At 68.1% G+C, this 22692-nt stretch carries 18 protein-coding genes and 1 riboswitch; of the genes, 9 read left to right on the plus strand and 9 right to left on the minus strand.

What is annotated here, in order from left to right:
• From EFY87_RS20660 to EFY87_RS09100, 4 genes are all read right to left on the minus strand, one after another.
• On the minus strand, positions 1-276 hold a 276-nt coding region (locus tag EFY87_RS20660; RefSeq protein WP_220093581.1), incomplete at its 3' end, for a hypothetical protein.
• Between the two features lie 620 nt (positions 277-896).
• The gene (locus EFY87_RS09090; RefSeq protein ID WP_123271172.1) at positions 897-1616 is read right to left on the minus strand and encodes an ABC transporter ATP-binding protein; all 720 of its coding nucleotides are present in this window, start codon (positions 1614-1616) and stop codon (positions 897-899) included.
• 45 nt (positions 1617-1661) lie between these two features.
• Entirely contained in the window at positions 1662-4424 is a 2763-nt protein-coding gene (locus tag EFY87_RS09095; RefSeq protein WP_123271173.1) for an FtsX-like permease family protein, read from the minus strand.
• Between the two features lie 94 nt (positions 4425-4518).
• Positions 4519-5205: an MOSC domain-containing protein gene (locus tag EFY87_RS09100; RefSeq protein ID WP_245988558.1), complete on the minus strand. Its 687-nt coding sequence runs from the start codon at positions 5203-5205 to the stop codon at positions 4519-4521.
• 65 nt (positions 5206-5270) lie between these two features.
• Here EFY87_RS09100 and EFY87_RS09105 point away from each other — a divergent pair, with 65 nt between their 5' ends.
• The 3 genes from EFY87_RS09105 to EFY87_RS09115 are packed head-to-tail and all read left to right on the plus strand — an operon-like array spanning position 5271 to position 9497.
• The gene (locus EFY87_RS09105; RefSeq protein ID WP_123271174.1) at positions 5271-6923 is read left to right on the plus strand and encodes a DUF885 domain-containing protein; all 1653 of its coding nucleotides are present in this window, start codon (positions 5271-5273) and stop codon (positions 6921-6923) included.
• A gap of 27 nt (positions 6924-6950) precedes the next feature.
• On the plus strand, positions 6951-8837 hold the full coding sequence (locus EFY87_RS09110) for a Na+/H+ antiporter (RefSeq protein ID WP_123271175.1): 1887 nt from the start codon (positions 6951-6953) through the stop codon (positions 8835-8837).
• A 30-nt stretch (positions 8838-8867) separates the two neighbouring features.
• Complete coding sequence (locus tag EFY87_RS09115) at positions 8868-9497, plus strand: Maf family protein (RefSeq protein ID WP_123271176.1); 630 nt, start codon at positions 8868-8870, stop codon at positions 9495-9497.
• A 21-nt stretch (positions 9498-9518) separates the two neighbouring features.
• Here EFY87_RS09115 and EFY87_RS09120 read toward each other — a convergent pair whose 3' ends face one another.
• On the minus strand, positions 9519-10784 hold the full coding sequence (locus tag EFY87_RS09120; protein WP_342769112.1) for an MFS transporter: 1266 nt from the start codon (positions 10782-10784) through the stop codon (positions 9519-9521).
• A 161-nt stretch (positions 10785-10945) separates the two neighbouring features.
• Here EFY87_RS09120 and EFY87_RS09125 point away from each other — a divergent pair, with 161 nt between their 5' ends.
• A complete protein-coding gene (locus EFY87_RS09125; RefSeq protein WP_123271178.1) occupies positions 10946-12220 on the plus strand; it encodes an MFS transporter in 1275 nt (424 codons plus the stop codon).
• A 10-nt stretch (positions 12221-12230) separates the two neighbouring features.
• On the opposite strand, the gene EFY87_RS09130 is transcribed toward EFY87_RS09125, so the two are convergent.
• Entirely contained in the window at positions 12231-13484 is a 1254-nt protein-coding gene (locus EFY87_RS09130) for an MFS transporter (protein ID WP_158607567.1), read from the minus strand.
• Between the two features lie 106 nt (positions 13485-13590).
• Between EFY87_RS09130 and EFY87_RS09135 the strand changes: the two genes are divergently transcribed.
• From EFY87_RS09135 to EFY87_RS09145, 3 genes are all read left to right on the plus strand, one after another.
• Entirely contained in the window at positions 13591-14247 is a 657-nt protein-coding gene (locus EFY87_RS09135) for a winged helix-turn-helix domain-containing protein (protein WP_158607568.1), read from the plus strand.
• A riboswitch (cobalamin riboswitch) is annotated at positions 14246-14462 on the plus strand. (Overlaps the previous gene by 2 nt.)
• A gap of 53 nt (positions 14463-14515) precedes the next feature.
• A complete protein-coding gene (metE, locus tag EFY87_RS09140) occupies positions 14516-16807 on the plus strand; it encodes a 5-methyltetrahydropteroyltriglutamate--homocysteine S-methyltransferase (protein ID WP_123271181.1) in 2292 nt (763 codons plus the stop codon).
• Positions 16804-17304, plus strand: a complete 501-nt coding sequence (locus tag EFY87_RS09145; RefSeq protein ID WP_123271182.1) for an acyl-CoA thioesterase — start codon at positions 16804-16806, stop codon at positions 17302-17304. Before metE ends, EFY87_RS09145 begins: the two co-directional genes overlap by 4 nt.
• A gap of 4 nt (positions 17305-17308) precedes the next feature.
• Here the strand turns inward: EFY87_RS09145 and EFY87_RS09150 are convergent, their stop codons facing one another.
• The 3 genes from EFY87_RS09150 to EFY87_RS09160 are packed head-to-tail and all read right to left on the minus strand — an operon-like array spanning position 17309 to position 21054.
• Entirely contained in the window at positions 17309-18580 is a 1272-nt protein-coding gene (locus EFY87_RS09150; RefSeq protein WP_220093582.1) for a YihY/virulence factor BrkB family protein, read from the minus strand.
• Positions 18581-18602: 22 nt separating this feature from the next.
• A complete protein-coding gene (locus EFY87_RS09155; RefSeq protein WP_123271184.1) occupies positions 18603-19877 on the minus strand; it encodes a carboxyl transferase domain-containing protein in 1275 nt (424 codons plus the stop codon).
• A 1-nt stretch (position 19878) separates the two neighbouring features.
• A complete protein-coding gene (locus EFY87_RS09160) occupies positions 19879-21054 on the minus strand; it encodes an acyl-CoA dehydrogenase family protein (protein ID WP_123271185.1) in 1176 nt (391 codons plus the stop codon).
• Positions 21055-21125: 71 nt separating this feature from the next.
• Here EFY87_RS09160 and EFY87_RS09165 point away from each other — a divergent pair, with 71 nt between their 5' ends.
• On the plus strand, positions 21126-21521 hold the full coding sequence (locus EFY87_RS09165) for a MerR family transcriptional regulator (RefSeq protein WP_123271186.1): 396 nt from the start codon (positions 21126-21128) through the stop codon (positions 21519-21521).
• Between the two features lie 189 nt (positions 21522-21710).
• Entirely contained in the window at positions 21711-22655 is a 945-nt protein-coding gene (locus EFY87_RS09170) for a cutinase family protein (protein WP_158607569.1), read from the plus strand.
• Positions 22656-22692: the final 37 nt, after the last annotated feature.

The following is a 22692-nucleotide window of genomic DNA, read 5'->3' on the forward strand; positions in this document are numbered from 1 at the left end:
CAGCACCGCGTCCGCGAACCCCTTCACCACCTCCGCCGCCCGCACCACATCACCCAGACGCTCCCGCGACACAGCACCAGCACCAGCACCAGCGCCGTTGCCACTGTCGGTATCGGTGTCGGTGCCTGTGCTAGGAGCTGCGCCCCGAGACGATTGCGCCACCAGCAACGCGACCGCGTCCGCGACCGGACCCGGCAAACCGGACACATCCAGCACACGTCCGCCAGGCCCCTCGCCGTGCCGCCCACCATCGCGCTGCTCACCGTCTGCCGCCATCACCGGTCACCTCCTCACGGTCGCCACTGCCTTGCTTCTTATCCCCAATTCTAGGTGCGACCACCGACAACCCACCTCGCCGAAACCGCCGCACCCACAAGCACTTCCACGCGCGCAGCCGGCTCCGCTCCTCCGGCTACTCGGCCGCCCACTCGAGCACCCCTGTCGCGCTGGCCGGCCGCCGTGATCACGCGACCCGGCTCGCCCCGACGTCCGCACGCTCACCGCTGCGCTCCTTCGCCGAACGGGGTACAACCCGAGGCGTTCACGGACCGGATATCTACCCCGCTCGACACCGACGTACCCCACTCGACACGTGATTGCCCGGCCTCACTACGGCGCCTCCGCTACCCGGCCCACACCAGCGGCTGATCTGGATACGGCTCCTCCGCTGCGCTCTTCGATACGCTCCCCTGCTGCGCTCCTCCGCTACTCAGGGCGGGCCTCCTCTGCCTACTCGATCAGCGAGACAAAACGCACCTCCGCGCGTGTTCCTGGCACTGCTTCCTGATATCGAGCCAGGTGCGACCAATAGGTCCGCAGGGACGAGAATGCAGCCTCGCAATTGCGTTTGCCCCTGCACCGAGAAGCCGGGCCAAGAAGTTCCGGAAGCGGGGTGCTCAGTCTCCCGCCTGGACCGTTGTCCGACCGTCACGGACTGTCACGATGGAGTCAGCCCTCGACGCAATAGCCGCGTCGTGGGTCGCGATCAGGATCGTCGTACCGTACGCCTCTTGCAGCCGTCGCAAGAGTTTCAGGATGCCGGCGGCGTTGGCCGCGTCGAGGTTCCCGGTGGGCTCGTCAGCGAGGATGAGACCGGGGCTGTTGACGAGGGCACGAGCGATCGCAACTCGTTGCTGCTGGCCACCGGACAAGTGGCTCGGCAACGCGCGTTCGCGTCCGTCCAATCCGACCTCCGCGAGGAGCTCTTGAGCACGTGAGCGCCGATCGAATGACGTCTTACGCGACACCAAGGGCGCCAACACGTTGTCGAAGGCGGTCAGCGAGGGGACCAGGTGAAACTGCTGAAAGATGAATCCGACGCTGGCTCGGTAGTCGGCGAGGGCGTTGCCCCGTAGCCCAGTGATATCGGTGTCGTCGACCAGGATCCGGCCGCTGTCGGCGCGATCGATCGCGCCGATGAGGTGCAGCAGAGTGGACTTGCCTGAACCAGAAGGGCCGGTGATTGCGGTGATGGTTCCGGGAGCGATCTCCAGATTGACGTCGTCGGCTGCGGTCAAGACCGATTGGTCGCCCATGCGATAGCTCTTGCACAGGTCGGCGATGACGAGGCGGGAGCCGGCAGGGGCCGGCTTTCGCATCGAGTGTGTCGTGGTCATGGCGGTTCTCCTTGCGGCTACGAGTGGCTGCTCATGCAAAGGTGCCTACTCCGCCGAGAGCAGGCGTGCGTTCGGACGGCGTCCCACAGCAGTCGCCGGTATCAGACTTGCCAGTGCAGCAATGAGCACGCCGACAACGCCGACGCTGACGGTGGTCAGTACGGCGGCCCGGTCGAGGCCAACGGCCACGTCGAGAGCGACCAAGGCCCCCAGGACCCCGACTGCGGCACCCGCAATTGCGATGGCGATGGCCTGCCACATGATCAGCCGGACCAGGGTCAGGCGTCGCCAGCCGGTCGCTTGCAGGGTGGCGTATCGAGGCGCCTGCTCACGTAGGTCGAGATAGAGAATGTTGACGAGGCTGAGCACGCCGATGAGGGCAAGTACGCCGGCCGCAACGAGGTCCGGAGCACGCACTTGGACAGTCACCGCGGCACCAAGGACCGTGCCTACCACGGCGCCGTGGAAGGCACGCAGAATCCCGAGCAGGATCGCGACCGCGCAGACGCCAAAGGCCAAGCTGATAGCTCCGGCAGCAGCCCGGCCAGGTGTTCGCGCCAGCCAGGTGATCGCCATGGTCCTGACTCCTCTCAGCCGCACTCCGGTGTGAGTGGCACGCGCACTTGGGCGGGTGACCTCCACGGGGGTGACCCGGCCCGCGGCCCAGGCCGGCAGCAAGCCCGCTGCGACTGCCAACAGTGCCGCCGCGGGAACGGCAACTGCATACCAGCCAGACGTGACGTGGACACCGGCGATCGGAGCGGTCAGGAGCGCGGCCACCGACCCGAGCGCGCCGGCGACCAAACCGATGAGGCACAGTTCGGCGATCACTTCGAGACGAATTGTTCGAGGTCTCCAGCCGATGCAGGCCAGGACGCCGAGTTCTTGGCGCCGCGCGCGGACCGAGGCGTTTGCGCTGATCGTGACGGCAACGGCCGACGCAATCACGATCAGGATCAACAAGGCGAGAGTCTTGCGGTCGATCGCATTCACAATCAAGGTGGCGACACCTAGCCGTGACCACTGCTCATCCACAGTCATCGTCGGCACTCCTCGCGCCGTCGACGGAATTGTCACGCGAACGGTGCTGGGTGACGAGCCCTTGGTGACATCGACCCGCAACCCAGTGGCCTGTTGAATCTGGTTCGCTACCAAGCGAACACGCGCTTGAGCAGTTGCCGAATTGCCGGCGGCATGGGCTACTCGTACGCGGATCGCCGATATAGGAGCTCGCTGCGCATTCGAACCGGGTGGAGCGGTAAAGGTGCCTGAGTCTGCGAATCGAGGCAGAGCGCTCATGGGAACCAGCAGCATCGGCGGCTCTTGCAGGTAGCCGCGGGGGTTGCCGTCGGGTGCCAGTGCCTTTCCATGGAGCAGGGCACGGGTTGGAGCATCGGCTGGGGTGGCGGTCGGCGGCTGATACGTCTCCATCGGCACCTTTGCCAGATCGGAGGACTTGGTCAGCCGTGCCGGATCGAACTGGCCAACGACTTGCAACTGCACTTGATTCGGCCCAGACTCCGGCACCGGGGTGATCGTGCGGAAACCGCGCGTGTTGGTGGCGGGTGGCAGCGGCGGCCAAGGAACGTTGCTATACGTGTAGGTGCGCCACACGGAATCATCACGGGGTTGCAGCCGGGCTGTCAGGCCCGTCTCTGGCGTCCCGGTGTACTGAACGGGTCCGGGCTGAAACAAGATCGTGGGGTTCAGCGTCCCGTCGAAGTCGGTGCCCCCGTTGAGCCACGAATCGTGCGCTTGCACCGCCGTCACCGTCCGCGTCGCAATGGGCTTCCCGCCTGCTCCCATCACCAGATCTCGAGCCTTCGACGCGGTCATGCCCGAGCCTGCAGTGAGCTTGCGTACCGCGGCCGAATCAAGCTCGTCCACCCGGATTGACGTTGTGTCATCGACGTACGTGCGAGACGACGCAATCGCCGGAACCGTATAGAAATTCGCGTAACCGTCGCTCTCGCTGGTGACTTTGCTACCCGCAAGCGACGTACCCGCGCTGACCGCACGCGACAATCCGTCCAATTGGTTTTCGGCAGACGGGTCGACTGCGGCGATCATGATGGGGAAGACGATCGGCACCTGGACAATGAACTGACCTTGGCCGGCAGGCCACAGCGAATCGCCGTTGACACCTCCACCGGTGTCCCAGCACTGTGCGGAAAACATGTTGGCAGCGCTGAACGGAGACTCGTCGGACAAGACCGACGGATCAGGCTGGACGCACACTCGGACCCGGCGCTTGCCGATCTGCTCGACGTTCGACGACCCGCCGAGAGAAACGTTGTCCCCAACCAGTACATAACCCGACTCACCAGGCAAGCGGACGTTTCCCCGGAGCACGGTCGCGGCAGACCGGAAGCGGAACACGGAAGTCCGGCCGGGCCGAACGTACTTGGTGACATCGATCGGGTACATGATCCGCTCGAATGCTTCGCCAACCATCGCGATCGGCGCGGCCACCTGGACACCGCTGATGCCGCGGATCCGCGCCAGCTGAGCGAGGGTGATGCCGCCGAATGTCCCGGACAGGAAGTTCGGCCGAACCAGGCCCTGCGAGTGCGCAGATCCCGACTTGTCCGCGGGCCGCATCAGCACGTCATACGTCGAATTCGCGCCATTCACGGTCCCGACAGTGCGCACCGCCGTCGCATGAACGGCTCCGCTCAACAGGAGAAATGATCCGACAGCTAGCGCCAGCACCACCGCAACAGACATCGCGCGCCGGCGATCACGCCATATTCTCGCAAGAACGTAACGGCTCAAGTCAAGCGCTTCCCCCCCATCCACCACCGACATGGAGGTTTGCTCAGGCAACCCGGATGACACCTCGACTATTGCACGATCACGAACGGAGTGGGTGACTTTCAGCGGATGCGGCTACCAGAACCGACTACGCCAGCTTCGCCGCCATACGCTCGTGCTCCACCGAGTTCAGCACGCCAGCCCTCACGACGGCGCGCATCGCGTCCTGGTCGTCATAGAACGCACGGAAAACCGTCGGGACCTCAATGCCGTGTGCAGGCGCCGCGCCCACCTCGACCACATCCCCCGGCCGTATGACGCCAGGCTCCACAACGCGCAGGTATGCACCCGAAAGACCATGCGCGACATACGTTTTCAGCCAGCCACGCTCGGCCATGTGCACCCGAAACGTGCCGCACGGGATCCGCGGGCCGGTCACTTCCAGCACGGCCGACCCGACCGACCACCGGGTGCCCACGACGGCATGGTCCACGTCGATGCCGACGGTGGTCAGGTTCTCTCCGAACATCCCGTCGGCGAGCGACCGGCCGAGCCGCTCACCCCACCAGTCCAGCTCTTCGCGGGCCACGGCATACACGGCCTGATCGTCGCCGCCGTGGTTGTCCCGGTCACCGATGAAGTCACCGAGCACACCGCTGCCCAGCCCGCCCCTCTTCGGGCCCGGCGCGCGCACCTCGACCCGATCGACGGGCCGCTTGTGGATGCCGGTCATCGTGGGCTTGGCCGAGTTTTGTTCTGCCCGGCCGACATTGGTCGACAGCACCCTCCCGCTACCGCTCGCTCTGGACGCAACCGCATGCTCCTCGAATCCCACGGGGCCGATTGTTCCTCGGCCGTATTCCCCGTGCAACGCGGAATCGGGCGGACTAGCGTGCAGGTGTGACTGACGACCTCACCCGCACCCCGACCCCTGTCGACTCGATCGCCGAGCGCTTCCACGAGAAGTCGATCGAGCTGTCCCCCATCAGCGGCACCTACATCGGGTCGCCCGACCGGCAGGACGAACTCGACGACCTCTCCCCCGCCGGCCTCGCCGAGCGCCACGACCTGGTCCGCGAGACGCTCGGCGCGCTGGACGGCGTGACCGCCCAGGACGACGTCGACAAGGTCACCCTCGACGCCATGCGCGAGCGGCTCGGCCTCGAGATCGAATCGTATGACGCCCTCCTGCCGCACAGCTCCCTCAACGTGATCGCCTCCCCACTGCAGGAGGTGCGCGACGTCTTCGACCTGATGCCGACCGACACGCCGGAGCAGATCGCGACGATCGGCCGGCGGATGCGCGCCATACCGCGGGCCCTGGACCAATGGTTCGAGTCGCTGCAGGTGGCGGCCGATCGGGGCAACGTCAGTCCGGTGCGCCAGGTGCAGGCGTGCATCCAGCAGACCAAGGACCACACCGCGGCCGACGGCTACTTCGCCGGGCTGAAGCGGGACCACCCGGAGATCGCCGACGACGTCGACGTCGCCGCGCGCGCCTACGCCGCCGCCGGCGAGCAACTGCAGGAACGCTTCCTGCCGCTCGCACCCGAGGCCGACGGGTGCGGCCGGGACGCCTATCCGCTGCACTCGCGGCAGTTCCTCGGTGCGCAGGTCGACCTGGAGGAGACCTACGCGTGGGGCCAGGAAGAACTCGCCCGCATCACCGGCGAGATGCGGCGCGTCGCCGACCGCATCAAGCCGGGCGCGTCCGTCCGCGAAGCGATGGACGCCCTGGAGTCCGACGCGGCATACCAGCTGCACGGCACCGACGCCCTGCAACGCTGGATGCAGGAGAAGGCGGAAGAGGCGATCAGCGCCCTCGCCGACACGCACTTCGACATACCGGGCCCGGTCCGCACCATCGAATGTTGCATCGCCCCAACGCAATCCGGCGGCATCTACTACACGTCGCCGAGCGACGACTTCTCCCGGCCCGGCCGCATGTGGTGGTCGGTGCCGAAGGGTGTCGAGGAGTTCGGCACCTGGCGCGAGCTGACCACCGTCTATCACGAGGGTGTCCCCGGACATCACCTGCAGTGCGGCCAGACGATCTACCGCTCCGCGCTGCTCAACAGCTGGCGGCGCCTCGATGTCTGGTGCTCCGGGCACGGCGAGGGCTGGGCCCTGTATGCCGAACGGCTGATGGACGACCTGGGCTACCTCGAAGACCCCGGCAACAAGCTCGGCATGCTCGACGGGCAGTCGCTGCGCGCCGCCCGGGTCGTGCTCGACATCGGCGTGCACTGCGGTTTCGAGGCACCGGCGGAGGTCGGCGGCGGCGCGTGGACCTACGACAAGGCGTGGGAGTTCCTGGGTGCGCACTGCGACATGGCCGAGGGCTTCCTGCGGTTCGAGCTCGACCGCTACCTGGGCTGGCCGGGACAGGCACCGTCATACAAGGTCGGGGAGCGGATCTGGCTGCAGCTGCGCGACGACGCCCGCGAGCGTGCGGGCGCCGACTTCGACCTGAAGTCGTTCCACCGGCGTGCGCTCGACATCGGCTCGGTCGGCCTGGACACACTGCGCGCGGCGGTGCTCGGCACACTCTGACCGGCTCCGGCCTGGAAGGATGACGGGGTGCATATCGCCCTGCCGATCCTGCTGCTGACCGCGACGGTCGTGGCCGGCGCGACCCTCGCCCGGTGGCTGCGGCTGTCCGCGCCGCTGTTCCTGGTCGCTCTGGGCGCGGTGGTGTCGTTCCTGCCGTTCATGCCCTACCCGTTCGACGTCGATCCGGAGATCATCCTGCTCGGCTTCCTGCCGCCGCTGCTCTTCGGCGCCGCGTCCAACACCTCGCTGATCGACCTGCGCCGCGAGCGGAACCAGATCCTCCGGCTCTCGGTGCTGCTGGTGCTGTTCACCGCGTTCGGCGTCGCCGTGGTCGCGTGGAAGCTGCTCGACGTGCCGTTCTTCGCGGCGGTCGCCCTCGGCGGCATCGTCGCGCCGCCGGACGCCGTGGCCGCCACCGCCATCGCCCGGCGCATCGGGCTGCCGCGTCGGGTCGTCGGCGTCCTCGAGGGCGAGTCGCTCTTCAACGACGCCACCGCCCTGGTGATCGTCAACACGGCGAAGGGACTGATCGCCGGGGGCGCCGGGGCGGTCACGATCCTCACCGCGGGCCGCGACTTCCTGTGGGCGTCGCTCGGCGGCGCCGCGATCGGCTATCTGGCATACCTGCTGGTCAAGTGGGTATGGCGACACGTCACCGACACGGTCACCATCGTGTCGCTCAGCTTCCTCAGCCCCTGGATCGCCTACCTGCCCGCGGAGAAACTGCACGCATCGGGCGTGTTCGCGGCCGTCGTCTGCGGCGTCGCCACCTCGCATGCGGCGCCGGCCCTGCAGACTGCCCAGTCGCGGGTGGCCGAGCGGCTCAACTGGGCGTCGGTGACCTACCTGCTGGAGAACATGGTCTTCCTGCTGATCGGCCTGCAGACCCGCACCATCGTCGAGGCCGTGCAGCGCTCGGACAGCGGCTTCGGCCGCACCGTGGTGATCGCCGTCATCATCCTGCTCACCACGATGCTGCTGCGACCCATCTGGCTGATCGGGCTGGACCTGATCGGTCGCCGGTTCGGCTGGCGGCATACCTCACTGACCGGCCGCGAGACAGCGATCGCGTCATGGGCCGGCATGCGCGGCGTGGTGACCCTGGCTGCCGCGTCCCTGCTGCCCACCGACACCCCCGAACGCGAGGCGATGATCTTCATCGCACTGGTGGTGACCGTGGGAACCCTTGTCATCCAGGGCTTCACGCTGGGCACCGTCGCGCGCTGGCTGGACCTGCACGGACCGGATCCCCGGGAGGACGCGCTGCAGACCGCCCAGCTCGTGCAGGCGGCCATCAACGCCGGCAACCGGCGACTCGAACAGGAGCTGGACGACAGCGAATTCGAGGTGCCCGAGCAGGTCGTGGAAACCCTGCGGCACCAGAGCACCCGGCGCGCGAACCTGGCCTGGGAGCGCCTCGGCCGCAGCGATCCGACCACCGAGACCCCGTCGGACGCCTACCGGCGGCTGCGGTCGGCGATGCTCGATGCGGAACGGTCCAAGGTGATCAAGCTGCGGGATAAGGGCGTCATGGATCACGAGGTGCTCGAAGAGGCGATGCAGTTGCTGGACATCGAGGAGTCGATGATCGCGCGCGCCGACGCCCAGGACCGCGAACTGAACGAGCAACTGCTGCTCACGCCGGAGGAGCGCCGCTTCGGCTGCGAGCACCTGGCCGAGGCGCCCTTCACCATCGATCCGCGGACGCCGGACGGGTGCGAGGAGTGTTTGCGCGACGGGACCGTGTGGGTCCACCTGAGGCTGTGTATGACGTGTGGCCACGTCGGCTGCTGCGACTCCTCGGAGGGCAAGCACGCGACCGAGCACTACACGCACACCGGTCACCCGGTGATGCGCTCCTTCGAGCCCGGCGAGGGGTGGCGGTGGTGCTTCGTGGACGACGTGCTCGGCTGAGCTGCCGCCCCGGACACTAGGCTGCTCGCCGTGACCGTCGATCTCGTGCTGGCCTCGGCCTCCCCCGCCCGCCTCGCCACGCTGCGCTCCGCGGGCGTCGAACCGCACGTGGTGGTGTCGGACGTCGACGAGCCGGCCGCCATCGCCCGCGCCGAGGAACGGCTGGGCGACACGCTGGCCACCGACGAGGTCGCGTTCCTGCTCGCTCGCGCCAAGTGCGAGGCGGTCGCCGCCGGAAGCGACGCGGACGCCCTGGTGCTCGGCTGCGACTCGGTGCTGGAATTCGCGGGCGACACCTTCGGCAAGCCGGCCGACGCCGGCGAGGCCGTGGCCCGCTGGCAGCGAATGCGCGGGAAGTCCGGCACGCTGCACACCGGCCACTGGCTGATCGATGCACGCGATGAGTCGACGGGCGCCACCTTCGGCGTCCTCGCCTCCACCGTCGTGCACTTCGCCGACCTCACCGACACCGAGATCGAGGCGTATGTCGCGACGGGCGAGCCATTGCGCGTCGCAGGCGCGTTCACGGTCGACGGTCTCGGCGGCCCCTACGTGCAGCGTATCGAGGGCGACCACCACAACGTGGTCGGGCTCAGCCTGCCCGTGCTGCGCGAGATGCTCCGCGAGATCGGGGTCACCTTCGACCAGCTGCGGGGCTGAATCCGGCTGCGCCGCAACGGATTACGCGGTGGCGCGAGCGACTGCCGACAGGCGCATCAGCCGCGGAAAAGCCAGGACGAGCAGGCCTGACACCACGAGCAGCACGGCGAAGATGAGCATCGCCTCACGCCCGCCGATCCCGCCGATCAGGAAACCCATGGTCGCCGGAGCCAGCGAGGTGAGCACCAGCGAGAGCACGTTGTCCGCGCTCATCACCCGGCCTAGCTTCTCCGCGGGCGTCGTGCTGGTCAGCACCGAAATCACTGCCGCGTTGCAGGGGGCAAGCAGGAACGTCGCGCACGCCATCAGGACCATCAGCACGGGCGGCGCGTGGACGAACGCCATACCTGCGAAGGCGACCGCGCCGATGATCGGGGTGAGCAGCATCAGCACGCCGACGCTCAGGTGCCGGAGCAGGCGGCCGGATAGGAACGAGGCGACGAGCATCGACACGGCCATCGCACTGGACACCGCACCGATCCATGTGGCGTCGGTGCCGCGCTGCTGCATCGTGATCGTCACCGAGACGACCAGCCCGGTGCCGAAGAAGTTCAGGAACATCGACAATAGGGTGATCGCCCGCAGCAGGTTGTTGCCGAAAAGGAAGGTCAGCCCGCTGCGAATCGCCGGCAGCAGCGCCTCCCGCTGTTTCGTGCCCGGACCCGGCAGGGCCGTGCGCACCCGCGACGCGGTGAGGATCGCAACCAGGTAAGTGACCACGTCGGCCACCATCGGCAGGCCCCGAGCGATGCCGAAGAGGAACCCGCCGATCGGCGGACCGGCCAGTCCCGCGGCCGCCGAACGCACCTCGTTGTTCATAGCGGCGCGCGGGATGTCCCGTGTTCGCACGACGCTACGAACCGCGACCTGCTCGGCCGGGCCGTAGAAGCTGTTCGCGACACCGCCGCAGGCGGCAGCGATCATCAGGTGCGGCACGGTCACTCGATGGGCGAACGCGGCGGCCGCGACCGAGCCGTAGGCGATCGCGCCCAGCGCGGCGGCGGCGATCATCGTCCACCTCCTGTTCCAGCGGTCGACCAGCGCGCCCGCCGGCAGTCCGATCAGCACGAGGGCCATCGTGGCGGCACCGGTCACGAGTCCGACGGCGAACGGGCTGTGCGTGGTGGCCAGGGTGATGAGCGGGAACGCCAGACTGCTCATCTGGCTGCCGAGACTCGAGACGGCGCCCCCAGCGATCAGCAACGCGTAGTCCTTGTTATGTCGCAACGGTGGGCGATGTGAATTGCCCGTGGCCACCCCCGCGCGCCCCCTCCCGTGCACCGTCACAATTCCTCACCCTGCCACCACCGGCCGGACAATTGTCTCTTCGGAAGATAACGGTTTGGTCAGCAGGCAAATCGACCGATCGCCAAGCCCCGATCGCTCCCGCGGTGCGGCTAGCGTCACTCCCCGGACCGCCATTCATCGCACCCAGCCGAAGGAGCGCCATGACCGCGACCACGCCACGCAGCAAGCTCACGCCGGACCAGCGTAACGCCTTCGCTGCCGCCTATCTGGGCTGGGCGATGGACGCCTTCGACTACTTCCTCGTCGTGCTCATCTACGCCCAGATCGCCAAGGATTTCCACAAGTCGCTCACCGAGATGTCGCTCATCACGACGATGACGCTGATCATGCGACCGGTCGGTGCGTTCATCTTCGGGTTGTGGGCGGATCGCGCCGGACGCCGGATCCCGCTGATGGTCGACGTGTCGTTCTACTCGGTCGTCGGCTTCCTGTGCGCCTTCGCACCGAACTTCTGGATCCTGATGGTGCTGCGCATGCTCTACGGCATCGGCATGGGCGGCGAGTGGGGGCTGGGCGCGGCGCTCGCGATGGAGAAGATCCCGGCACAGCGGCGCGGGTTCTTCTCGGGCATCCTGCAGGGCGGTTACTCGATGGGCTACCTGCTCGCGTCACTGGCCTTCCTGGTGGTCAACACCTGGTGGGGCCTGTCCTGGCGCTGGATGTTCGCGCTGTCGATCGTCCCCGCGCTGATTTCGCTGATCATCCGCTCCCGGGTCGAGGAGTCGGAGGTATGGCGGCAGAGCCAGCAGCGTTTCAAGCAGACCACGACGAGCGTCGCCGACATCGTGAAGAACCCAGCCATCTGGCGGCGGTTCATCTTCCTGGTGCTGCTGATGACCGCATTCAACTGGATGAGCCACGGCACCCAGGACGTCTACCCGACCTTCCTGAAGGAGACGACCGACCACGCACTCGGCTTCGCCAAGTCGACGGCCACCTGGATCGCGGTGATCTACAACATCGGTGCGATCATCGGCGGCGCCATCGCGGGAGCGTTGTCGGAGCGCTACGGCCGCCGCACGCTGATCGTGCTGTGCTCCGTGCTGGCGCTGCCGATCGTGCCGCTCTTCGCCTACTCGACGTCGGTGGGCATGATCATCCTCGGCTCGTTCCTGATGCAGATGATGGTGCAGGGTGCATGGGGCGTCATACCGGCGCATCTGACGGAACTGTCTCCGGACGAGATCCGCGGGTTCTATCCGGGCGTGACCTATCAGCTCGGCAACTGCCTGGCGGCGTTCAACCTGCCCATCCAGGAGTCCCTGGCGTCCTCGCATGGCTACCCGTTCGCGTTGTCGGTCACCATCGTGCCGGTCTTTGTCGCGGTGATCATCCTGACGCTGATCGGCAAGGAGCAGAAGGGGATTCGCTTCGGCACCCAGGACACGAGTGTGGTCGCCGAATCCACCGGCTGACGGACGCAGCTCACGCTGCCGCGGCCTCGGGTGCGCCGACCGGCTGCACGTCGGCCAGCAGCGGCATGCGCCGCAGTGGGCCGATCAGCAGCACCAGCAGCGCGGTCAGCAGGGTGAGTCCGCCGAGCGCGACGAGCGCCGCCTCTCCGCCCCACCACTGTGCGAGCAGCCCGCCGACCACGGGTGCGAGCGGGGACATCCCCATCACCGAAGTCATCAGCGCGCTCTGCACCCGGCCCTGCATCGCGTCCGGCGTGATGAGCATGACGTAGGTCATGAACCCGGCGTTGCCTGCTGGGACCAGCAGAAATCCGACGGTGAGCACGGCCAGCACCACCAGGTAGCTGTGCACGAAAGCACACGCCACCAAACAGATTCCGAGCAACACGGCACCGGCGATCAGGGTCCTCCCGGCGGGCAGCTTCTTCAGCACCACCGCGGAGAGCACCGCTCCGACGATGGTGGCGACCGCGATCGCCGTCTCCGCGAGACCGATGCCGGCCGGGCGGACACCGCGATCGCGCAGCACGACGATCAGCACCAGCAGGAAGCCGTTCACGGCGAAATTGAGCAGGGTCGCGACGATGACGACAGGCCCCAGCACCTCGTGGCGCCAGACGAACCGCAGGCCGGATCTCATTGCCCGCATGGGCGGTTCGTGTGCTCCGCCATCCGGTGGCGGCGCCGGCAGCGGCGTGCGCACCAGCAGCGTCGCGGCGGCGGACATGACATAGGAGATGACATCGGCGAGCACGGGCAGCGACCGGGAGATCGCGAAGAGAGCGCCGCCGAGCGGCGGCCCCACGAGGCCGGTGACACCCTGCCGGCCCTGCACCGCAGACATGGCCGACCCCAGTTCCTCCGCCGGCACAACGGTTTTCGTGGCCAGCGTGTCCGCGGGCTCGAAGACGGCTTCCGCCGCGCCGACCACCAGACCGGCAATCACCAGGTGCGCGATCGTGAGGTGCCCGGCCTGATAGGCGACCACGACGGTCGTGTATGCCGCAGCGGCCACCAGCGCCGACCCGACCATCGCCGCACGCCGGTTCCAGCGATCGACGAACGCCCCGGCCGGCACCCCCGCGACGACGATGCCGGCGACCACCGCTCCCCCGACCAGTCCGGCCAGCGCGGCGTTGCCGGTCATCCACAGCGCGAGCAGCGGGAAGGCCAGGCCGCTCATCCGGGAGCCGATGCCGTTCAGCGTGTTGCCGACCATCAGCAACTGGAAGTCGCGATTGCGCCAGAGGGGCGGTGAACTCATGACCGCCAGCTTTCCCCACCGCGGAAGATTAGGCAAGTAAGTTTGCGCATTTTTATTTGCGCATCTGTTCTTGTGAATTTCTCGGGTCTTCGGCAGGCTTGGCGACGTGAGCGAGCGACCTGACCGCACCGAGCCGAAGCGCATCGCCGACCCGCGTGAGCTGAAGGCCCTCGCCCATCCACTACGGATGCGCCTCGTCATCGAGCTGACCACACGAGGGTCCGCTCGTGCGGTCGATCTTGCGAACGCCATTGGCGAGCCGGCTAATTCGGTGAGTTTCCATCTGCGTCAACTGGCACGTTACGGCCTGATCGGAGAGGACACCGAGCGAGGCACGGACGCCCGTGAACGGTGGTGGCGAATGACCTCCGACGAGGGGTTCCAAGCAGACCTGGGCGAGTTGCGCAAGCTACCCGGAGGACCTCAGGCGGTCGGGTCCCTACAGAACCTCACCCAGGAGGCCGCACGGGCGGCGCTTTCGGTCGCACTCGAGGACGACAACGACGGGCCCGGCGAGCCGACGAGTTGGTTCAACGACTTCGGTGTGCATCTCTCGCGCTCCGAGGTCGAGGAGTTCCAGAACGAATTCGGGAAGCTGATCTCCCGCTGGATGGAGCGATCGCGGCAGGTCGCAGCAACCGACGACGGTGTCGAGCGTCATACGTATATCGGCTTCGCCTTCGGCGCACCCATGGACGCGGTGATCGGCACCAGCGAGCCCGGAGGCCGAACCGCGCCGGACGACGCCGAAGCCGCCCAGTAGGCTGCTTGGCGCGACAGGTTCGCGCCATACCTGCACGATCTGGGGTGGCGCGTCGCAAGAGGGAACCCGGTGTGAATCCGGGACTGCCCCGCAGCGGTATGTGAGAACGACCTCCGTCATACGCACTGGCCATCCGGCTGGGAAGCGACGGACAGTAGGCGCCCACCACGGGCACGCTCACGAGTCCGAAGACCTGCCTGTCGCCCGACCCCGGACCCGGGATCGGCCGATTCGTGACCTCTCGGGAAGGTCGCTAAGGAGTGTTCTCATGATCAACCCCACCCCCACCCCCGCCACCGTCCTCGGCTGGCCTAGGCAAGGCCCAAAGCGCGAGCTGAAGCGCGCGATCGAGTCCTACTGGGCGGGCCGCAGCAGTGCCGCCGAGCTGGACAGCGTTGCCACCGGACTCCGCGCGGATGCCTGGAAACTGTTGGCGGACAACGGCATCGACGAAGTGCCGACCGGCGACTTTTCCTACTACGACCACGTGCTCGATGCCGCCACCATGGTCGGCGCGATCCCGCAGCGCTACCGGGACGCGGCCGAGACCGATCTGGACGTCTACTTCGCGATGGCACGGGGCAACGACGCCGTCGCGCCGCTGGAGATGACCAAGTGGTTCGACACCAACTACCACTACCTCGTTCCCGAGCTCTCCCCCGCGACGACGTTCGCCGCCGACGCGTCCCGCCAGCTCGCGCACCTCGCCCAGGCAACCGCTGCCGGCCACACCGCGCGGCCGGTGCTCGTCGGTCCGCTCACCTTCCTGCTGCTGGCCAAGGCGGCACCGGACGCGCCGGCAGACTTCGAGCCGCTGTCGCTGCTCGACCCGCTGCTCGACGTGTATGCCGAGATCCTCGCGGCCCTACACGACGCGGGTGCGCAGTGGGTGCAGCTGGACGAGCCGGCACTGGTGCTCGACCAGCCGGCGCACGTGCTCGATGCCGCACGCCACGCGCTGGACCGGCTCGGCTCCGCGACCGCTCGCCCGAAGCTGCTGGTCGCGACCTATTTCGCCGCGCTGCAGGATGCCTTCGAGGTGCTCGCCGAGGCGCCGGTCGACGGTCTCGCGGTCGACTGCACCGTGCCGGAGAACGTGACGGCCGTGCTGGAGCACGGGCTGCCCGGCAAGCGCCTGGTCGCCGGCGTGATCGACGGCCGGAACATCTGGACTGCCGACCTGGACGACAAGCTTGCCATCCTGCGGCGTCTCGCCGGCCAGGTCGACGACCTGGTCGTCGGCAGTTCGTGCTCCCTGCTGCATGTCCCGCTGGACGCCTCCAAGGAGGTCTCCCTCGATGACGAGTTGCGCAGCTGGCTCGCCTTCGCTCGCGAGAAGGTGCTCGAACTGCGCACACTGGCAACGGCACTCGGCGATGAGGAGGCGGCCACCCCGGGTCTGGAGAGGTCCCGGCAGGCGATCGGCTCCCGGCATACGTCGGCTCGTACTCATGACGACACCGTGCGCGCAGGGGTCGCCGCCGTTTCCGACGCGGACGCGCACCGGCGGTCAGCGTTCGAGCAGCGGCGCGAGGTGCAGCAGGCCGAGCTCGGACTCCCACTCTTGCCGACAACCACCATCGGTTCGTTCCCGCAGACCGACGCGCTGCGCAAGGCACGCGCAGCTCTGCGGCGCGGCGAGATCGACCAGGCGGCGTATGACGCAGCGATGCGCGACGAGATCGGCGCCGTGATCGCCCTACAGGAGGAGATCGGCCTCGACGTGCTGGTGCACGGTGAGCCCGAGCGCAACGACATGGTGCAGTATTTCGCCGAGCAACTGGACGGATACCTGGCAACGACGCACGGCTGGGTGCAGTCCTATGGGACCCGGTGCGTGCGCCCACCGATCATCTTCGGCGACGTGTCGCGCCCCGAGCCGATGACGGTCCGCTGGTGGCAGCACGCGCAGTCGCTGACGCAGCGCCCGGTCAAGGGCATGCTGACCGGCCCGGTGACGATGCTCGCGTGGTCGTTCGTGCGTGACGACCAGCCGCTCGGCGACACGGCACGACAGGTGGCGCTGGCGCTGCGCGACGAAGTGTCCGACCTGGAATCGGCCGGCTGCCGGGTGATCCAGGTGGACGAGCCCGCGCTGCGCGAGACGCTGCCGTTGCGGGTCGCCGACCGTGCGGCATACCTGGACTGGGCGACCGAATCGTTCCGGCTGGCAACGAGTTCCGTCGATGACACCACTCAGGTGCACACTCACATGTGTTACGCCGACTTCGGTGACATCTTCGCCGCGATCGACGACCTGGACGCCGATGTGATCAGTCTCGAAGCAACCCGGTCGGGTATGTCGCTCGCGGACGAACTGCACACCGCGGGCTACGGCAAGGGCGTCGGCCCGGGCGTCTATGACATCCATTCGCCGCGGGTGCCGTCGGCCGACGAGGTCCGTGAGCTGCTGACCAGGGCGGTTGGTGCGCTGGACGCCCGCCAGGTCTGGGTGAACCCGGACTGCGGGCTGAAGACGCGCCGCACCGACGAGGTCCGTCCGGCACTGGCCAACCTGGTGTCCGCCGCTGCCGCGGTGCGCGCGACTGTGTCCTCGTGACCGACCCGGGCTGGGCGGGACGCAAGGCCGTGCTCACCGACCGGCTGGAGGACAAGCCGCCGGCGGTGAGCGCCATCACGCTCGCGCACATCATGGGCCCAGGTGACACCAACCTCTACGGCACGGTGCACGGCGGCGTCGTCATGAAACTCATCGACGACGCCGCCGCGGCGGCTGCCGCGCGGCACTCCGGTGGTCCGGCGGTCACGGTGTCGGTCGACCAGCTCAATTTCCTGGCGCCCGCCCAGGTGGGCGATCTGCTGAAGGTGACAGCCGTCGTCGCGGCCGTCGGACGCAGCTCGCTCGACGTTCTGACCACGGTGTTCGCCGAGCGGTGGAACCGGCCGGGTGAGGAGCGACAGATCGTGCGAGCGTTCCTCACCTTCGTCGCCGTCGACGCGGACGGCACCCCGCGCACCGTTCCGCGCCTGCTGGTGGAATCCAGCGAGGATCGCGCACGCGAGGCGGAGGCCCGGCGGCAACGTAGCCGGCGCTGACTGCTCAGCGCTCCGCCGACCAGGGTCCGCGGATGACGGGGGCGGTGTCGTTGACATCGTCCTCGTCGTCCGTCGCGACGGGGTGCCGGCCGACCATCGGGATGGTGCGCGCCTCGTCGCGTCCCGGGCCGGGCGCCGGCACGGGTGGCAGCCGGTGCGCCTCCCGCGGGTCCTGGGACGGCCGCGCCGGCATCGGCACGGTGGCGGGCGGAGGTGTCGGCTCCGGTGCGCGATCCGCGTTCTCGAAGTCGAGCGGCAATGGCATGTCGCCCAGCCACGGTGCCGGCGGGGCTGCCTTGCCGGGTGCTTCGGGTAGCTGCGGCGGCTTCTCGAAGCCGATGTCGATCTGCTGGAAGCCCTTGAGCCGGGCCGCCTTCGCCAGCCCCGTGTAGGCGCGCGCGTCGGCCTCGGTCAGCTCGACGTTGTCGGTAAACGGCGTGAGCAGTGCCCGCGGCCACAGACGCATCGCGAGAACAGCGTTGATCTCCATGCTGATCACGATGATGATGCCGGCGATGTAGAGGAACAGGATCAGACCGAGAACGACTGCGAGGTCACCCATCGTCTTGTTGCGCTGCAGGACGTGCTCGACATACAGACCGCCGAAGCGCTGCAGCACCTGCCACATCAGTGCGGCGAACAGCGCGCCGGGCCAGGTGTCCTGCCACCGCAAGGGCCGGCTGGTCGCGACCCGATAGGCGACCATCAGCGCGAGCCCGTCGATGATGAGGGTGCCCGCCTTGATCCCCAACGACGCGAGGCCCTCCAGGTGCACCAGCCGCGGCACCACCTGGGTCAGGCCGATGGTCGCCAGCAGCGACGTGCCGAGCAGCCCGATCAGGCCGATCGACTTCCCGCGGCCGGTGAACGGGTTGGGCCGGGAGTTGCGCGGCACCTGCCAGACACTGTTGGCGATGAACTGGAAGGCCTGCGCCGCACCGAGTGCACCGTAGAGCGCGACCAGGGTGCTGACCGTGATCGAGACCCAGCTGCCGGACAGCGCGTTCGGCGATTTGATGCGATCGCTGATGATCGGGAACTCACTCAGCGCCGACCGGATCAGGTGCTGCTGCAGGTGCGGGTCACCGGCCAGCACGACGCCGAGGATCGTGGTCGCCAGGATCAGCAGCGGGAAGAGGGACACGAACGCGTAGTAAGCGAGCAGCGCCGAAAGATAACTGCCCATGTCGTCGAAGAACTTGTAGACGACGGCGATGGGATAACCCAGCGGCGGGAATCTCCGCTGGGCCCGGTCGATCGCCACGCGCGCTGGCACCCCATTACGGTAACCGGTCGACTCATCTCTTCGCGGCATGCGCCAGCCGTCGCAGCAGTTCGGCGCGCAGCTCCGGCAGCGGGACGACCGCGTCGACCAGCAGTCCGACAGCCGCCTCCTGCGCCGTGCGCCCGTCGACCACGGCGGTCGGCAGAGCGAGCCTCGCCTCGGTCTCGGAGCGCGGTCCGCACATCGCGAGGAGGCCGGCGGCATACCCGGTGCGCACGATCACGCACACGTGCGGGACGGGGGCGGCCGTGACGACGGCCAGCAGGTCGGTGCCGCGCCGCAGCACGCCACCGCGGGCGGCCGCCACTCCGGCAGTTGGCCCCGGAAGGTCGACCAGGTGCAGCACCGGGATCGAGTGCGCGGCGCAGCGCCGCACGAAGCCGGCCGCCTTCTGCGCGCAGTCCGCCCCGAGGACACCACCCCCGGCCGCGGAGTTGTTGGCGACGATGCCGACCGAGCGGCCGTCGAGCCGGGCGAATCCGGTCACCAGTCCAGGAGCGAGGAGCGGCTGCAGCTCGAAGAACGAGTCGGCGTCGGCGATGCCGGCGATCAGGTCGTGGATGTCGAACGGCCGGCTCGCCCCGGCCGGCACCGTGTCCGCGGTGAGCGGGCGCACCGGCTCTTCGCCCAGGTAGGCCGGGGGCTGCTCCCCGCGCCGGGCGGGCACGTACGACAGGTAGAGCCGCGCCAGCTCGATCGCGTCAGCATCGTCGGCGGCCAGCAGGTCACCCGACCCCGAGACCGTGCAGTGCATCCGCGCGCCACCGAGCTCCACCAGCGAAACGTGTTCGCCGTCAACCGCTTCCGCTGCATCGACGCTGCCGAGGCTCAGCACTGCGGCACCGTCGACCAGGATGACGACGTCGGTGAGCCCGGGCAGGAGTGCGCGGTCGCCGACGAGCGTGCCGAAGACACAGCACAGCTGCGGCGCCCGTTGCGACAGGGCGACCGCCTGCTGCGCGATCCGGTCGATGCCGGGCCCGTTCGCGACGCCGGCGGGGTCCGGGTCCGCCGCACCGTCCAGCAGCCAGCAGACCGGCACTCCGCGGCGCACCGCGGATGCCGCCCCGCGCTCGATCTTGTCGATCGCCTGCGCGCTCCACGGCCCGGTGCGCGGTGCGGATGCGACGACGACCACTGGTCGCCCGTCGATGAGGGCGGACCCGGTCACGATGCCGTCGGCGACTGCCGAGGCGCGGCCGTCCTCGACGAACGATTCGTCGTCAACGAGCAGCGCGATGCGCCGCCGTGCGACCAGCGATCCGTCGCTCACCGTCTCCTGCGCCACATCACAACCCTAGGCCGCGGGCGATCACCATCCGCTGCACCTCGGAGGTTCCTTCGCCGATCTCCAGGATCTTGGCGTCGCGATAGAAGCGCGCCACCGGGTATTCCTCCATGAAGCCGTTGCCGCCGAAGATCTGGGTGGCGATGCGGGTCGCGGTGACCGCTGACTCGGTCGAGTAGAGCTTGGCGATCGCCGCCGCCTGCTTGACCTCCGCGACCGACCGGCGCCCGGCCTCCAGCTCGTCCTTCAGCCACGCGGCCTTGTAGGTCAGCAGCCGCGACGCCTCGACCATCACGGCAAGGTCGGACAACTGGAACGACACGCCCTGGTTCACGCCGATCGGCTTGCCGAAAGCCGTTCGGGTCTTTGCATATTCGGTCGCCGCCTCGAGACACGCCTGGGACAGGCCAACCGCGAGCGCCGAGATCGCGATGCGCCCGTCGTCGAGTGTCTTCAGGAACTGCCGGAAGCCCTTGCCGCGCTCCCCCAGCAGGTTCTCCTCGGGCACGACACAGCCGGAGAAGGTCAGTCCGTGCGTATCGGAGATGTGCCAGCCGAGCTTGTCGTATGCCGGCTCGGCGGTGAACCCGGGCGTGCCGGACGGCACCATGATCGCGCTGATCTCGGGACGGCCGCTCTCGTCGGTGCCGGTCCGGGCGGTCACGGTGACGACCGAGGTGATGTCGGTGCCGGAGTTGGTGATGAACGCCTTGGCGCCGTCGATGGTCCACTGGCCGCCCGTCAGCGTTGCCCGGGTGCGGGTCGCGCCCGCATCCGAGCCGGCGTCGGGCTCGGTCAGCCCGAAACCGGCGAGCGCCCGGCCGGCCACCAGGTCGGGCAGGAACCGCTGCTTCTGCTCTGCCGAGCCGTAGGTCAGGATCGGGTTGATGCCCAGGCCCACGCCTGCGGACAGCGTGATGCCGACGGACTGGTCGATCCGGCCGAGCTCTTCGATCGCCAGGCACAGGTAGGTGAAGCCGCCCTCGTCGAGACCGGCCCCGCCATACTCCTCCGGGACGACCAGGCCGAAGAGCCCGAGCTCGCCGAGCTTCGGCATGAGCTCGACCGGGAAGTGATGTTCCCGGTCCCACTGCGCGACGTGCGGCGCGACCTCGCGCTCGGCGAAATCGCGGACCACCTGGCGGAAGTCCTCGTGCTCCTGAGTCAGCTCGAACATGCTGCGGTGATCCTTCGTGAGTCGGGCGCCCCTACTTGACGTTGACGTAAACGTAAAGCACGATCTTCGGCATGACAACTCCGGACGGGCACCCGACGTGGACGATCGCGCAGCTGGCCGACGAGTTCGAGATCACCCACCGCACGATCCGGCACTACGAGGAGCTCGGCCTGATCACTCCGGAGCGTCGCGGCACCGTGCGCGTCTTCCACCGCAGGGACCGGACGCGCCTGGCGCTGATCCTGCGCGGCAAGCGGATCGGCTTTCCCCTGGATGAGATTCGCACGATCATCGACATGTATGACGAACAGCCCGGCGAAGTCGGGCAGTTGCACTACCTGCTGGAGCAGATCGCCGAGCGACGGGTGGAGCTCGAACAGCGCCGGGCCGACATCGAGCAGACCTTGCGTGAGCTCGCGGTCGTCGAGGAACGCTGTCACGCGGACCTGCGCACGCTGCGCCGCTAGCCGCTGCATCCGGCCTGGAAAATCTTTACCAAGACTTGGAGATCTTGTTGTTTTGCTACTCGTGAGTTGCACCTAGCGTCCTGGGCGTCGGCAGCCACCAGGACACCCACACCGGCCGACGCGATCCCTACCACGGAGGTTGAGCAGATGTCGCTTCGCAAGAAAACGATTACTCGCAGAACGCTGACCATGATCGCCAGCGGGGCACTGACCGTGACCGCGCTGGGAGCAGCGGCCGTTCACAACGCACCGGCCGCCACCGCGGCGGGGTGCAACAACAAGATCTTCCTGGTCGACGGCTACGGCAACGGCGAGACCGGAAACAGCTTCGGCGGTCCTAGTCTGAGCAAGGTCACCACCGCCCCCGGCTGGGACCGCGAGCTGTTCCGCTACCAGAACGGCATCATCCCGATCAAGGACCCGACCACGCTCAACGACACCGTTTCTCAGGCCGTGCCGGCATTGGAGCGCTTGGCAACCGACTACCACGCGTCCTGCCCGAGCGCGAAGATCGCCTTCATGGGCTACTCGTTCGGCGCCCTCGTCGCGGGCGACGCGATCGCCGACCTGGCCGCCAAGAACTCCATCCCGCACAACCAGATGAACGCCGTGCTCTTCGGCGACCCGCGCCGGGCCCCGCAGAACAAGGGTGTCGAAGGTCTCGCCGGTGGCATTCTGACCATGCTGCCCAACCTGCCGACCATCGACGCGCCCGGCCCGCGGGACTTCCACGGCGTCGACGTCAGCGAGGTCTGCAACGAGAACGACGTGATCTGCAACGCCGCCAACCCGTTCACCAATGCGATGGCCGTGAACAACGAGGTGCAGGGCTACCTGCAGGGCGACCACACGTCATACCACTTCGACCCGTTCGGTGCGTTCTCCCACCCGGGCGATCACTGGTTCGCACAGACCCCGCGCGTCGGCTATGGCGCACCGCTGCCGCTGCCGATCCCGACCCCGAACGCCATGCTCAACAGCAACCCGGCATGGAACGCTGCTGTGTCGGCCATCGGGAATGTGATCGACAGTGCCGTCGCGGGCAACCTGATGAGCCAGTTCGGCATCCCGGGTGCCCAGCAGCTCGCCCAGGTGGCGATGGGTCTGGTGCACGAGGCCGGCGTCCAGTCCTGACCGGCCGGTCCGAACCACCTGTTCAGTAGGGTCGGTG

Origin of the sequence: Flexivirga caeni, from assembly GCF_003724155.1 — a bacterium.
Lineage (GTDB): Bacteria > Actinomycetota > Actinomycetes > Actinomycetales > Dermatophilaceae > Flexivirga > Flexivirga caeni.